The sequence below is a fragment of the Stenotrophomonas sp. SrG genome (assembly GCF_050031795.1).
GTDB lineage: Bacteria > Pseudomonadota > Gammaproteobacteria > Xanthomonadales > Xanthomonadaceae > Stenotrophomonas > Stenotrophomonas rhizophila_A.
Window position 1 is genome coordinate 31572 of record NZ_JBNBBE010000021.1, and the last position, 13539, is coordinate 45110.

Annotated in this window: 16 protein-coding genes, 1 other RNA gene and 1 pseudogene; 14 read left to right on the forward strand and 4 right to left on the reverse strand. The window is 68.0% G+C overall.

Annotated elements, in window-relative coordinates; genetic code table 11:
* The 3 genes and pseudogenes from ACQG3P_RS16945 to pepQ all read left to right on the forward strand — a co-directional run.
* Window positions 1-1653, forward strand: a pseudogene (locus ACQG3P_RS16945) (DUF1631 family protein); the annotation flags it as partial.
* Window positions 1650-1997, forward strand: a complete 348-nt coding sequence (locus ACQG3P_RS16950) for a PilZ domain-containing protein (protein ID WP_068853891.1) — start codon at window positions 1650-1652, stop codon at window positions 1995-1997. The pseudogene ACQG3P_RS16945 and the gene ACQG3P_RS16950, both read left to right, overlap by 4 nt.
* Before the next feature lie 82 nt (window positions 1998-2079).
* The gene (gene pepQ / locus ACQG3P_RS16955) at window positions 2080-3405 is read left to right on the forward strand and encodes a Xaa-Pro dipeptidase (RefSeq protein ID WP_426805700.1); all 1326 of its coding nucleotides are present in this window, start codon (window positions 2080-2082) and stop codon (window positions 3403-3405) included.
* Window positions 3406-3964: 559 nt separating this feature from the next.
* Here the strand turns inward: pepQ and ACQG3P_RS16960 are convergent.
* Both ACQG3P_RS16960 and ACQG3P_RS16965 read right to left on the reverse strand, forming a co-directional pair.
* A complete protein-coding gene (locus ACQG3P_RS16960; RefSeq protein ID WP_184127220.1) occupies window positions 3965-5293 on the reverse strand; it encodes an aminopeptidase P N-terminal domain-containing protein in 1329 nt (442 codons plus the stop codon).
* 7 nt (window positions 5294-5300) lie between these two features.
* Window positions 5301-5849, reverse strand: a complete 549-nt coding sequence (locus tag ACQG3P_RS16965; RefSeq protein ID WP_068853893.1) for a UPF0149 family protein — start codon at window positions 5847-5849, stop codon at window positions 5301-5303.
* 129 nt (window positions 5850-5978) lie between these two features.
* Between ACQG3P_RS16965 and ACQG3P_RS16970 the strand changes: the two genes are divergently transcribed.
* The 8 genes from ACQG3P_RS16970 to ACQG3P_RS17005 all read left to right on the forward strand — a co-directional run bounded on the left by ACQG3P_RS16970 (window position 5979) and on the right by ACQG3P_RS17005 (window position 10009).
* Window positions 5979-6200 carry a TIGR02449 family protein gene (locus tag ACQG3P_RS16970; RefSeq protein ID WP_068853894.1) on the forward strand — a complete coding sequence of 74 codons (222 nt, stop codon included), beginning with the start codon at window positions 5979-5981 and terminating at the stop codon, window positions 6198-6200.
* On the forward strand, window positions 6197-6493 hold the full coding sequence (locus ACQG3P_RS16975; protein WP_068853895.1) for a cell division protein ZapA: 297 nt from the start codon (window positions 6197-6199) through the stop codon (window positions 6491-6493). The genes ACQG3P_RS16970 and ACQG3P_RS16975 overlap by 4 nt, the downstream gene beginning before the upstream one ends.
* 91 nt (window positions 6494-6584) lie before the next feature.
* Window positions 6585-6769: non-coding RNA, 6S RNA (ssrS, locus tag ACQG3P_RS16980), on the forward strand.
* A 70-nt stretch (window positions 6770-6839) separates the two neighbouring features.
* A complete protein-coding gene (locus ACQG3P_RS16985; protein ID WP_426805701.1) occupies window positions 6840-7415 on the forward strand; it encodes a 5-formyltetrahydrofolate cyclo-ligase in 576 nt (191 codons plus the stop codon).
* An 8-nt stretch (window positions 7416-7423) separates the two neighbouring features.
* The gene (locus ACQG3P_RS16990; protein ID WP_068853897.1) at window positions 7424-7900 is read left to right on the forward strand and encodes an EVE domain-containing protein; all 477 of its coding nucleotides are present in this window, start codon (window positions 7424-7426) and stop codon (window positions 7898-7900) included.
* A 25-nt stretch (window positions 7901-7925) separates the two neighbouring features.
* A complete protein-coding gene (gene rpiA, locus ACQG3P_RS16995; protein WP_093533643.1) occupies window positions 7926-8573 on the forward strand; it encodes a ribose-5-phosphate isomerase RpiA in 648 nt (215 codons plus the stop codon).
* Between the two features lie 47 nt (window positions 8574-8620).
* A complete protein-coding gene (locus ACQG3P_RS17000; protein ID WP_426805702.1) occupies window positions 8621-9076 on the forward strand; it encodes a DUF192 domain-containing protein in 456 nt (151 codons plus the stop codon).
* A gap of 87 nt (window positions 9077-9163) precedes the next feature.
* Entirely contained in the window at window positions 9164-10009 is an 846-nt protein-coding gene (locus tag ACQG3P_RS17005; RefSeq protein ID WP_068853900.1) for a SirB1 family protein, read from the forward strand.
* 61 nt (window positions 10010-10070) lie between these two features.
* Here the strand turns inward: ACQG3P_RS17005 and ACQG3P_RS17010 are convergent, their stop codons facing one another.
* Window positions 10071-10262 (reverse strand): rubredoxin, encoded by a 192-nt coding sequence (locus ACQG3P_RS17010; RefSeq protein WP_068853901.1) that lies wholly within the window; start codon window positions 10260-10262, stop codon window positions 10071-10073.
* Window positions 10263-10334: 72 nt separating this feature from the next.
* Here ACQG3P_RS17010 and thiE point away from each other — a divergent pair, with 72 nt between their 5' ends.
* Window positions 10335-10982 (forward strand): thiamine phosphate synthase, encoded by a 648-nt coding sequence (thiE, locus tag ACQG3P_RS17015; RefSeq protein WP_426805703.1) that lies wholly within the window; start codon window positions 10335-10337, stop codon window positions 10980-10982.
* Window positions 10979-12268, forward strand: a complete 1290-nt coding sequence (gene hemL, locus ACQG3P_RS17020) for a glutamate-1-semialdehyde 2,1-aminomutase (protein WP_426805704.1) — start codon at window positions 10979-10981, stop codon at window positions 12266-12268. The genes thiE and hemL overlap by 4 nt, the downstream gene beginning before the upstream one ends.
* 25 nt (window positions 12269-12293) lie before the next feature.
* Here the strand turns inward: hemL and azu are convergent, their stop codons facing one another.
* Complete coding sequence (gene azu, locus ACQG3P_RS17025; protein WP_426805705.1) at window positions 12294-12740, reverse strand: azurin; 447 nt, start codon at window positions 12738-12740, stop codon at window positions 12294-12296.
* A gap of 125 nt (window positions 12741-12865) precedes the next feature.
* On the opposite strand from azu, the gene ACQG3P_RS17030 reads away from it, so the two are divergent.
* The gene (locus ACQG3P_RS17030; RefSeq protein ID WP_426805706.1) at window positions 12866-13480 is read left to right on the forward strand and encodes an HAD-IA family hydrolase; all 615 of its coding nucleotides are present in this window, start codon (window positions 12866-12868) and stop codon (window positions 13478-13480) included.
* Window positions 13481-13539: the final 59 nt, after the last annotated feature.

Sequence of the window (13539 nt, forward strand, 5' to 3'; positions counted from 1 at the left end):
TGTTCTGCCAGCAGCGGCAGCTGGGCGGCGATGACCAGCGAGGTGATCGGCCAGATGGCGCCGCCGGCGCCGGCCCCTGGGCAGCCGGCCGCCGCTGTACCGCCTGCGGACGCAGCCGCGGTCGACATGAATGCCCCGGCGTTGTCGGCCCTGCACCACCTTCTGGACGCCGCCCGCCACACCCAGGGTGCCGCGGGTCTGGGCGCCGGCATTCCGATGGCGCCGGGCCAGCCCGGTACCGCCGCCGGCCCTGCCACCGGGGGGGCTGAGGGAGCGCAGGCCGCTGCCGGGGCGTCGCCCCATCCGGAGGCTGCGGCGGCAGGTGAGCGCCCGGAACCGGTCGCGATCTCCAGCGGCAACCTGCACGCCACATTGGCCAAGCTGCAGGCGCAGTCGGCCGGCGTGCGCCGCAGCATGGCCGACCTGCACAACGCCCTGCTCGCCCAGATGCGCGCCGACCACGGCCCGCAGGCCGCGCTGACGGTCAAGGACACCGACACCTTCGACCTGCTGGACATGCTGTACGGGCAGATCCACCGCGAGGTCCGCCCCGACGCGGCCGCCGTGGACCTGCTCACCCGCCTGCAGGTACCGGTGGCGCGCGCGGCACTGTCCGACCCGGCCTTCTTCGTGCGCGACCAGCACCCGGCCCGCGAGCTGCTCAACGCGGTGGCCGAAGCCGGCGCCAACTGGCTGGGCGAGGAGGATGTCGACCCGCAGCTGGTGCAGAAGCTGGACCGCGCCGTCGACAAGGTGGTCACCGACTACGAGGGCGATGCGGCGGTCTTCGAAGCGGCCAACGACGAGATCCAGCAGCACTTCCGGGCCCTGGCGCACAAGGCCGAGCTGGCCGAGCGCCGCCACGTGGAAGCGGCGCGCGGCAAGGAACGGCTGGAATCGGCCAAGCAGCAGGCCGGCGCCAGCATCGAACAGCTGTGCGCGCAGACCGCGCCGCCGCGGTTCGTGCAGTCGCTGCTGAAGCAGGCCTGGTCGGACGTGCTGACCCTGACCCTGCTGCGCAGCGGCGAAGGCTCCGAGCAATGGCAGGCGCGCGAGCAGGAAACCGCACGCATCGCCGAGGTCACCTGCCAACCACCCGGCAGCGCCGGGAGTGATACCCAGCTCGGCGAGCAGGTCGAAGCGGCACTGCTGCAGGTCGGCTACCACCACGACGAAGCGGCGGCGATCGCGCGACGGCTGTCCACCCCGGGCGGTGAAGACGACAGCAGCTCACGCACCGAACTGACCGCGCGCATCCGTGCGCGCACCCGGCTGGGGGAGCAGGCCGAAGGCACCGAAGCCCGGCGCGAGGCGCCGCTGGCGCGCAGCCCTGCCGAGGAAGACTGTTACCGCCAGCTGCGCACGCTGCCGTTCGGCACCTGGTTCGAATTCACCACCAACCAGCAGGGCGACATGCGCCGCCAGCGGCTGTCCTGGTACAGCCTGATCACCGACAACGCGCTGTTCGTCAATCCGCGCGGGCAGAAGGTGGCCGAGCATTCGCTGGACAGCCTGGCCCGGCTGATGGTGCACGGGCAGGCGCGCCTGGTCAGCGAGGGCAAGAGCCGCCTGATCGACCGCGCCTGGCAGGCCACGCTGCGCACCCTGCGCTCGCTGGCCGGCACCCCGGCCACTGCAGAGACTGACGAATGAACGACGACACCCGCCGCGCGCCCCGCCGCCAGGTGGCCGAGCAGGTGCCGGTGACCGACACGATGGCCGAGGCGGTGATCGGCCGGCTGGGCAATGTGTCCGAAACCGGCATGCTGATGATCTGTTCGGTGCCATTGACGCCGGACGGCAACTACCAGTTCCGCTTCGCCATCCAGGGGCCGAACGGCCAACCGGTGCAGGTGGACGTGGGGGCGCACCTGCTGTGGATCGAACAGAGCAATGCGCCGGGCCAGTCCTGGGCGGGCTTCCGCTTCCTCACACTGAGCCGCGAGCACCGCGACCAGCTACGCGCCTGGATCGCCGAGGAATCTTCGGCGGTGTGAGTGCCGGTTCCGGCACAGCGCGCACGGGCTGATTGCGGCAGAATCAGGGGCTGCATTCCGCACTGCCCTGTGAGCTTCCGCGATGAACCAGCCCGACCTCGCCGCCCTGTATTCCCATCATGTCCGCGTGCTGTGCCAACGCGCCGACGAGGCGCTGGCGCGCGGCGGCTTCGACCACCTGGTGATTCCCAGCGGCACGCTGCACTACCAGGCCTTCGATGACCGCGATTACCCGTACGCGGTGAACCCGAACTTCAAGGCCTGGCTGCCGCTGACCAAGGTGCCCAACAGCTGGGTGGTATACACGCCGGGCCAGCGCCCGAAGGTGATCTTCCACCAGCCGTTCGATTACTGGCACGTGGTGCCTGATGCGCCGAACGGCTGGTGGGTGGAACACTTCGACATCGAGATCATCCGCACGCCGGACCAGGCGCTGGCGCTGCTGCCACGCGATGCGGCGCGCTGCGCGATCCTGGGCGAGCCGCAGAGCGCGCTGGGCGCGTTCACCCCGAACAACCCCGAGCCGGTGATCCACTACCTGGACTGGCACCGGGCGTACAAGACGGCGTATGAAATCGCGCTGATGCGCCAGGCCCAGCAGCTGGGCGTGCGCGGCCACCGCGCGGCCGAGGCGGCGTTCCGCGCCGGTGCCAGCGAGTTCGAGATTCACATGGCTTACTGCCGCGCGGTCGGCCAGGATGCGAACGAGCTGCCCTACGGCAACATCATCGGGCTGAACGAACACGCTGCGGTGCTGCATTACACCGACCTGGGCCGCAGCGCGCCGCAGCCGCTGCGCAGCTTCCTGATCGACGCCGGCGCCAGCGCGTACGGCTACGCCAGCGATATCACGCGCACGTATGCGGCCGCCGGCCACGACGAGTTCCAGGCGATGATCGATGCGGTCGATGCGGCCCAGCAGAAAATGGGTGCCGGCGTGCGGGCGGGCGTGGATTACAAGCAGCTGCACATCGATGCGCATCTGTCGCTCATGGGCATCCTGAAGGACTTCGGGGTGCTGAAGGTCTCGCCGGAGGCGGCGCTGGCCACCGGCGTCAGCGCGGCCTTCTTCCCGCACGGCCTGGGCCACCTGATCGGCCTGCAGGTCCACGACGTGGCCGGCTTCGCGGCAAGCGACCGCGGCGGCCGCGTCGAGCGCCCGGAAGGCCACCCGTACCTGCGCCTGACCCGCGCATTGGAACCGGGCATGGTGGTCACCATCGAACCGGGCGTGTACTTCATCGACATGCTGCTGGACGAAGTGAAGCAGCGCGGCCAGGGCGACAGCATCGACTGGGCTCGCGTGGATTTCTTCAGGCCTTACGGTGGCATCCGCGTTGAAGATGAAGTGCTGTGCACCGACGGCGATGCGGACAACCTGACCCGGCCGGAATTCGCCAAGGCGTAACGTTGATCGACGCTTGCCCATGCAGCCGGGCTGTTGCCCGGCTGCTTCATGCATTTTGGCGAGCAGCCGGTGAGCATCGCATGGCCTGAGCTGGGCCGGCGGTGTGTTGGGGGCCACGGGAAGATCAACGGCAGTGCCGATCGTTTTCATGCGTCAACGGACGAGGTGGTGTTCCGTGCCGTCGTTTGGGAACCGACGCTACCGCCCCCAGCTCCATTCACGTACCCGCCGCATAACCGGCCTCAACCCCATTCGCGCACCCGCCGCGTAGGGGCACGCCATGCGTGTCTGCTCTTGCCATCCGCACGCTGCCATCTGTCGGGGGAGGCCGGCGGGCAGCCCCTGTAGGGACTGTCAAAAACATGGATGTTTTTGCCAAGCCCCCATGGGTGAAGGCGCACTGCTTGCGAGGCACTGCCTCGCGTGCGACTGAACGCACAGCCGCTGGCGGCTGGGCCGGGGCCCGGAGGGCGGTTTACGGCGTGTCCCGTAAGGGGCTGCCCGTCGGCCTCCCCGGCACGTAGCAACCGAAACGCTGCTCTAAGCGCAAACCCTGCAGTCAGCGACTAGAAGCCATCTCCGCTTCAATCTCATCAGCACTTCGCGCCAACCCAGCTGTCAGAACGTGATGCCCGCTGTCGGTGATCACTACGTCATCCTCGGTGCGAATGCCGATGCCGCGCCAGCGCGCTTCCACGCTGCGGTCGTCGGCGCTGATGTACAGGCCCGGTTCGATGGTGAACACCATGCCCGGTTCCAGCAGCCGCGAATCGCCGGCGAGGCGGTAGTCGCCCACGTCGTGCACGTCCAGGCCCAGCCAGTGCCCGGTCTTGTGCCGGTAGAAACGCTGGTAATGGCCGTCGGCGATGTTTTCTTCCAGCGTGCCGGTGAGCAGGCCCAGCCGCAGCAGGCCTTCGGTGAGCGTCTGTACCGCCGCCAGATGGCCCGCCTCGTAGGGCACGCCCGGCTTGGCCTGCGCGAGTGCTGCCGCCTGCGCCGCACCGACCAGATCGTGCAGCGCGCGCTGTTCGGCCGTGAAGCGACCATTTACCGGGAACGTGCGCGTGATGTCACTGGCGTAGCCGCGGTACTCGGCGCCCGCATCGATCAGCACCAGCTCGCCATCGCGGCTGCGCGCGTTGTTGGCGCGGTAATGCAGGATGCAGCCGTTGGCGCCGGTACCCACGATGCTGCCGTAGGCTGCCCACGCATCATTGGCGCGGAACTCGCGCTCCAGGTCCGCCTGCAGCTCGTACTCGTGGATGCCCGGCCGCGCCGCGCGCATCGCCATCCGGTGCGCCTGCACCGTGATGTCGGCCGCGCGCTGCATCAGGGCGATTTCCGCGCTCGACTTGAACAACCGCTGCTCGTGCAGCAGGTGGCCCAGTTCCAGGAATTCATGCGGCGGCTGCGCGCCATGCCGCACCTGCGAACGCACCCGGTTGACCCAGCCGATCAGCTTCAGGTCGAACTCGGCGTCGCGCCCGAAGTGGTAGTACACCCGCGAGCGCCCTTCCAGCAGGCCCGGCAGGATGTCGTCCAGATCGTCGATCGGGTACGCATCGTCCATGCCGTACTGCGCCACCGCGCCTTCCTGTCCGGCGCGTGCGCCATCCCAGGCTTCGCGGTCGGCGTCGCGCTCGCGGCAGAACAGGATCACTTCGCCGTGGCGGCGGCCAGGAATCAGCACCAGCACCGCATCCGGCTCCGGGAAGCCGCTCAGGTACCAGAAGTCCGAATCCTGCCGGAACGGATAGTGCGTATCCAGGCTGCGCACCCGCTCCGACGCGGCCGGCAGCACCAGGATGGCGTCATCGCCCGCCATTTCCATCAGCGCCTGGCGGCGCCCCGCGTATTCGGCCGCGGTGATGCCGGTCAACTCGCGGATATCCATCTCAGTTCAGGCGCTGCCGGTGGCGCACGGCCATCACGCAGTCACCGTGCAGGATCAGCACCGCCACGCGGATGAACTCTTCGATTTCGGCGAGCGCGTCCTCGTCGTCATCGTTGCCGCTTTCAAAATCCTCGCTCGAGGCCTGGGCCAGCTTGGCCAGGTCGTTGAGCGCCTCTTCGCCTTCTTCGGACAGGGTGGGACGCTGCTGGCCCGCACCGAGGCCGAAGCCGCCCAGGAACGCACGCGCCCAGGTGAACAGCGCATCGGCCTGCGCGGCGGTGTCATCGCTGTCGCTGAGCAGCAGCTCGAAGGCGAAATCGCGGTCCTCCAGCTGCGCCACGCTGGCGCCCAGCAGCCGGTCCAGCGCATCGCCTGCGGTCGGGGTGGGCAGGTTGTCGTCGGCCAGCACACGGGCCGGCCATTCGGGCACCGGCGCGCCGCCGGCCGCCAGCCAGCCGCACAGGCCTCCGTGGAGCTCCGCGGCAGTAGCGCCCAGGCCGGCCGCCTGGCTGGCCTGGTTTACGTCGTTGACACTCGGAAGTTCGGTCATCTTGGGGCTCGATCTGGTGGGTCGGCGGCGCCGCCGGCAACCCTGGGTTGGCAGCGCCACAGTGTATCAATCCGCCCCTTGTCATTATTAGCTTGACCGGCTCCACCCCGCTTGCCTATCGTGCCGGACATGGAACCCGCCGATGCCATCGCCCAATTGCAGGCCTTTGCCGCCCGGGTGGAGGCGTTGCTGGACCGCAACCAGCGCCTGGCCGAGGAAAACCGCAGCCTGCGCCACCAGCAGGAACAGCTGGTCAACGAGCGCTCGCAGCTGCTGGCCAAGAACGAGCAGGCGCGCTCGCGGGTGGAAGCGATGATCACCCGGCTCAAAAGCCTGGAGCAGCACACATGAGCCAGACCGAACCGGTCAGTGTCCGCATCCTGGACCGCGAATACACCGTGGGCGTGGGCGCCGAAGAGCGCGAAAGCCTCACCGCCGCCGCGCGCCTGCTGGACGCCAAGATGCGCGAGATCCGCGGCAGCAACCGCATGGCCGCCGTGGACCGCGTCGCGGTGCTGGCCGCGCTGAACCTGGCGCATGAACTGCAGCAGCTGCGCGACGACCATGCGCGCCAAGGGGTCGCCCTGCAGCAGACGCTGGCCGATCTGAACAGGCGGTTGGACCGGGCCCTCGACGCGGGCTGAACTGCACGCGTTTTTCATTGTTCTGAATTGGCACGTAATTGGACCGACGAACGGGGTATCCGATCCGGTCCGGTTGGCTATAATGGCCATGCGTTCTCTGCTGTGAACGACGGCGTGTGCAAACATTCGCCTTGTCCCTTAATTACGACCACGGGTGCGCGACGTCGCCGGGAGTGCAGGTCCGCCTTGTAGCGGGAAGCCCAATGGAGGCCCAGCGTACCCACTTGAACCCCGGGTTCAAGGTCGTTTCGCACGCATCGTCACCGCGGAGAATGCAGTATTCCTGCAAGAGCGACGTTCCACTGGAACGTCGCTCTTGTTTTATCCGGCCCCAACGGACCCAGGCATGACCGACCCGCGCTCCGCACTGCGCCAGCAGCTGCGCCAACGCCGCCGAGACATTCCCGCCGCGCAGCGGCTGGCCGCCGCCGAACTGCTTGCCGATGCCCTGCTTGCATTGCCCTTCGCGCCCACCCACGGCTTCGTGGCCGGGTACTGGGCACTGGATGGCGAAATCGCGCTGCACCGCTGGCAGATGCGTCTGCCCGACACCGCCGTCTACTGCCTGCCCGTGCTGGCCGGCGACACGCTGCGCTTCGCGCCGTGGCGCCCGGGCCAGCCGCTGTCCAGCAACCGCTTCGGCATTCCAGAACCCGACATCGCCGTAGGCGACACCCTCGCGCCGGACCAGATGAGGCTGGTGGTAGCCCCGCTGGTGGGCTTCGACGCGCAGTGCCGGCGGCTGGGCATGGGAGGCGGCTGGTATGATCGCAGCTTCGCATTCCGCAACCAGCGCCCGGCCCCGCCGTGGCTGGCCGGCGTCGGGTTTTCGGTGCAGCAGGTCGATGAGCTGCCCGTGCAGCCATGGGACGTCAGCGTGGATGCGATCTGTACCGACACCACCACGTACCTTCCCCGATAGAACGACGCATGACCGCACGCAAGCGCTACTGGCTGATGAAGTCCGAACCGGACGCCTTTTCCATCGATGACCTCAAGCGCGTGGGCCAGGAACCCTGGAACGGCGTGCGCAACTACCAGGCGCGCAACTTCATGCGCGATGGCATGAAGGTCGGCGACGGCATCCTGTTCTACCACTCCAACACCAAGGTGCCGGGCATCGTGGGAATCGCCACGGTCGCCACCGAGGCGTATCCGGACGACACCCAGTTCGATCCGAAATCGGATTATTACGATCCCAAGGCCACCCGCGAAACGCCACGCTGGCTGCTGGTGGACGTGGCCTTCGAGCGCAAGCTGCGCGACACCATTTCGCTGGACGAGATCAAGCTGCATGCCGACGCACTGGGCGAAGGGTTTCCCCTGATCGCGCGCGGCAACCGCCTGTCGATCCTGCCGGTGACCGCCGCGCAGTGGAAGCTGCTGCTGTCGCTCGAAAAACACTGACCTTTTCCTTCACGAGTTTCCCGCCATGTCCGAAGCCAAACGCCTCGCCGCAGAAAAAGCCCTCGAATACGTCGAAGACGGCATGATCGTCGGGGTCGGCACCGGCTCCACCGTTGCCTACTTCATCGACGGCCTGGCCCGCATCCAGCACCGCATCAAGGGCACCGTGTCCAGCTCCGAGCAGAGCACCGCGCGCCTGAAGCAGCACGGCATCGAGGTGCTGGAACTCAACCACACCGGCGGCCTGTCGCTGTACGTGGACGGCGCCGACGAGTGCGACGGCAACAAGTGCCTGATCAAGGGCGGTGGCGCCGCGCTGACCCGCGAGAAGATCATTGCCGAGGCCAGCGAGCGCTTCGTGTGCATCATCGACCCGAGCAAGCAGGTGCCGGTGCTGGGCAGATTCCCGCTCCCGGTGGAAGTGATCCCGATGGCGCGCAGCCTGATCGCCCGCCGCATCATGGACATGACCGGCGGCCAGCCAGCCTGGCGCGAAGGCGTGGTGACCGACAATGGCAACCAGATCCTGGACATCCACCACCTGCAGATCACCGACCCGGTGGCGCTGGAGCGCGAGCTCAACCAGCTGCCCGGCGTGGTCGCCGTGGGCCTGTTCGCGCGCCGCCCGGCCGATGTGGTCATTGTTGGCGGTGAACCGCCGATGGTGTTCTGATATCCACCGTCGGCACGCCCGTGCCGGCTCTTCTGCGAGGACCGCCCATGCCCTTCATTCGCCTGCTGCTCCCGCTGCTGTTGCTGCTCACGTTGTCCGGCTGTGCCAGCGCCGGTGCCAGCCATTGGGTGGAACTGGGCGGGGCCCGCTACCAGGTGGAACTGGCCACCAACGATGAAAGCCGCACGCGCGGCCTGATGTTCCGCGACGAGATGCCCGCCGACCACGGCATGCTGTTCGTGCACGACCGCCAGGAGCTGCAGGCGTACTGGATGAAGAACACCAAGATCGCGCTGGACATCCTGTATTTCGATGACCAGCGTCGCCTGGTGAGCCAGCAGCGCGATGTGCCGCCGTGTTCGGCCGGCGACCGCTGCCCGCCCTACCCCAGCAGCAGCCCGGCCCGTTACGTGCTGGAACTCAACGCCGGCCAGGCCGAGAAGCTGGGCCTGCAGGATGGCGCGGTACTGACCTTCGGCCCGGGTATCGCTGACAAGCCCTGAACCGGGCTGGCGGGCACGCCCCGCCAGTCCCGGAGTTTTCACGCGATCCCGCTTGAATCGGGCCGCGTTTGTCGCCAGTCTGTGTCCATGCAGGCGCCAATGACATTGCCGGCGTGGGACTCCCTGGCCGAACTGGACGACGAGGCGCTGCCGCTGTTGCCCACGGCGCTGCTGATCGCCCGCGACGAATACCCCGACCTGGACCCGCAGGTCTATGACGCGCTGGTGCAGAGCCACGCCGACCACCTGCGCACCGAGGTGGACACGATCGAGCATTGGCCGCTCAAGATCGCGGCGGTCAATCGCCACCTGTTCGATGAACTGGGCTATGGCGGTGACCATGGCGAGTATTACGACCCCCGTAACAGCTACCTCAACCAGGTGTTCGAACGCCGGCTGGGCAACCCGATTTCCCTGGCCATGGTGCAGATGGAAGTGGCCCGGCGGCTGGGCATTCCGCTGGACGGCGTGTCCTTCCCCGGCCATTTCCTGGTGCGGCTGCCGGTGGACGACGGCATGCTGGTGATGGACCCGTTCAACGGCGGGCGGCCGCTGGACGTGGAGGAGCTGCGCGAACGCGCGCGCTCGCACCTGGGCGGCGAAGTGCCCGATGACAGCGTGCTGGCGCAGATCCTGGATGCGGCCCCGGCGCGGGCGATCCTGATGCGGATGCTGCGCAACCTGCACGGCGTATATGTGGAGCGCAGCGAGTGGGACCGCGCCGCGCGCAGTGCCGACCGCCTGCTGAAGCTGGCCCCGGAACAGGACGATGCCCTGCGCGACCGCGGCCTGGCCTACCTGCAGCTGGATTACCAGGCCGGCGCACGCCAGGACCTGGCGCTGTACCTGCAGCGCAACGGCCAGGCCAATGATGCGCAGTGGGTGCGCGAGAAGCTGGTGGAGATGGGGGGGCGGGTACCGCGGCTGCATTGATCCTGGGACGACCGCCGGGTAGAGCCGACTGTCAGTCGGCTCTACCCGCTAACGCTACCGGTCAATCAATCTCGACCATCTCGAAATCGTCCTTGGTCACGCCGCAGTCCGGGCAGGTCCAGGTGTCAGGCACGTCTTCCCACGCGGTGCCTGGGGCGATGCCCTCTTCGGGCAGGCCATCCACTTCCCTGTAGATGAAGCCGCAGACAACGCACATCCAGGTGCGGAAGGTGGTGGCGGTGGCGTCGGTCATCGGATAATCAGGCGTTGGGCAGTACGGTCATAGGCCATTGTCCCACTCCCGCCGTTCTACCGGTAGCCATCGATGACGCTCCCTGCTTCCCCGGCCGTGCCCGCGCGCGGCGTGTACCTGATTACCCCCGACGAGGCCGATACCGCCCGCCTGCTGGACCGCGTGGCCCCGCTGCTGGCGGCCGGCCCCATCTGGCTGCAGTACCGCAACAAGACCGCCAGCGACGCGCTGCGCCGCGAGCAGGCGCTTGCCCTGCAGGACCTGTGCGCCGCGCACGGCGTGCCGCTGATCATCAACGATGACCCGGCCCTGGCCCTGGAGGTCGGCGCGGCCGGCGTGCACCTGGGCGGCACCGATGGCGACATCGGCGCCGCGCGCGCCCTGCTCGGCCCGGCCGCCATCATCGGCGCTTCCTGCTACGACCAGTTGGCCAACGCCGAACGGGCGCTGGCCGCCGGGGCCAGCTACGTTGCCTTTGGCGCCTTCTTCCCGACCACCACCAAGGTCACCAGCAGCCGCGCCCACCCGGACCTGCTGCGGCAAAGCGCCGCACTCGGGGTGCCGCGGGTGGCGATCGGGGGGCTGACGCCGGACAATGTGGGCCCGATCATCGCCGCCGGCGCCGATCTAATGGCCGTGGTCAGCAGCGTCTTCGCCGCCAATGACCCGGTGGCCACCCTGCACGCTTACCTTGCTTGTTTCCAGGACCCTTCCGCATGAAGCACGACCAGTCCCACGCCCTGTTCACCCGCGCCCAGGAACTGCTTCCGGGCGGCGTCAATTCGCCGGTGCGCGCGTTCAAGTCGGTGGGCGGCGAGCCGTTCTTCGTCGAGCGCGCCGACGGCCCGTACCTGTACGACGTCGACGGCAACCGTTACATCGACTACGTGGGCTCGTGGGGCCCGATGATCGTCGGCCACAACCACAGCGCCGTGCGCCAGGCGGTCAAGCACGCGATCAACAACGGCCTGTCGTTCGGCGCGCCGTGCGCGGCCGAAGTGACCATGGCTGAAACGCTGACCCGGCTGGTGCCCTCGTGCGAGATGGTGCGCATGGTCAATTCGGGCACCGAAGCCACCCTGTCGGCGATCCGGCTGGCGCGCGGCGCCACCGGCCGCAGCCGCATCGTGAAGTTCGAAGGCTGCTACCACGGCCACGGCGACTCGTTCCTGGTCAAGGCCGGCAGCGGCATGCTGACCCTGGGCGTGCCGACCTCGCCGGGCGTGCCGGCCGGCCTGAGCGAACTCACCCTCACCTTGCCCTACAACGATTTCGAAGCGGCCACCGCGCTGTTCGCCGAGCAGGGCGCGGACATCGCCGGCCTGATCATCGAACCGGTCGTAGGCAACGCCAACTGCATTCCGCCGCGCGACGGCTACCTGCAGCACCTGCGCGCGCTGTGCACGCAGTACGGCACGGTGCTGATCTTCGATGAAGTGATGACCGGCTTCCGCGTGGCGCTGGGCGGCGCGCAGGCGCATTACGGCATCACCCCGGACCTGACCACCTTCGGCAAGATCATCGGCGGCGGCATGCCGGTGGGTGCCTACGGCGGCCGCCGCGAGCTGATGTCGCAGATCGCTCCGGCCGGCCCGATCTACCAGGCCGGCACGCTGAGCGGCAATCCGGTGGCCATGGCCGCGGGCCTGGCGATGCTGGAACTGGTGCAGGAACCGGGCTTCCACGACCGCCTCTCGGCGGCCAGCGCGCGCCTGTGCGCCGGGCTGGAAACTGCAGCGGCCGATGCGGGTGTAGCGGTCACCACCAACCAGGTGGGCGCGATGTTCGGGCTGTTCTTCACCGACCAGAAGGTGGAAACCTACGCCCAGGCCACGGCCTGCGATACCGCCGCGTTCAACCGCTTCTTCCACGCGATGCTCGAGCGCGGAGTGTTCCTGGCGCCGTCGGCGTATGAGGCCGGCTTCCTGTCCAGCGCGCACGATGACAGCATCATCGACGCAACGATTGAAGCGGCGCGCGAGGCGTTCAAGGTCGCCAAGGGCTGAGCAGCCCGGAGGATTGTGTTCGGCATCAGCCGAACACAAACCTGCCTTTCATCATCGCGAAGTGCCCGGGGAACGAGCAGAAGAACGTGTAGTCCCCGCCCTTGCGCAATGCTGCGGTAGGGAACGTCACGCTGGTGCTCTGCCCGCCGCCGATCACCGCCGTATGTGCCAGCACACGCGGATCCTGCTTCGGCAGGTAGCTGTCGGCCAGCGTCATCCGCATGCCGGCCATCGCCACGGGCTGGTAGTCCGCCGCCTGGGTCAGCACCCAGTTGTGCCCCATCGCCGTGGCCGCCAGCTTGCCGGTGTGGCGCAGGGTCAGCTTCACCTGGCTGCAGTCGCCGGCCACCTTGATCTCCTTGCTGCTGAAGCTCATCTGGTCGGTGCTGTCGATGCTGACCGCACACACGCGTGCCTGTGCGACGGGCGCCAATGCCAACCCTGCCAGGATCATGGGGACAAACAGTTTCACGGCGTTCTCCATCCTACAGTCACTGCAATTCTAGGCAGCTCTACCAACGTCGTGGTGCGACGGGATGTCGCAGCGAACCCCGACAGTGCGGTAACGTCGGCTGTCGCTTCGCACATGAGTGGAACATGCCGGTTGCCCTGGACTGCCTGCTGCTGGATTTCGATGGCGTGCTGGTCAACTACGCGCGGCACCTGCGTGTGCGCCACCTGGCCGAGTCCTGCGGATGCACGCCCGCACAGGTGCACGTGGCACTGTTCGACAGCGGACTGGAACAGCAGTTCGATCTGGGGCTGGACAGCACGCGCTACCTGCAGCAACTGGGCGATGCACTCGGCGTGACCATCAGCCTCGCCCAATGGCAGGACGCGCGCATCGCCGCCTCACCGCCGCAGACCGGCGTGGTCGAGCGCGTGCAGCGCATCGCGCAGGTGATGCCGATCGCCATCCTCACCAACAACGGCGCACTGATGGCGCAGACCATTCCACGCATCCTGCCTACGCTGGCGCCGATGCTGGAAGGGCGCATCCTGTGCAGTGGCGAACTGGGCGGGCGCAAGCCAGACCCGGCGGTGTTCCTGAAAGCGGTGGAACGGCTCGACGCACGTCCCACCCGCACCCTGTTCGTCGACGACCTGTTCGTCAATGTGCGCGGCGCGCGCCTGGCCGGGCTGCAAGCCGATACCGCGAACGACAGCCGTAGTTTCGGCAAGCTCATGCACCGTTTCGGCATCAATGCCTGATGCAGGGCAGCCGACGTGTAGAGCCGACTGTTAGTCGGCTGCTCTTACTCGGCACCGTC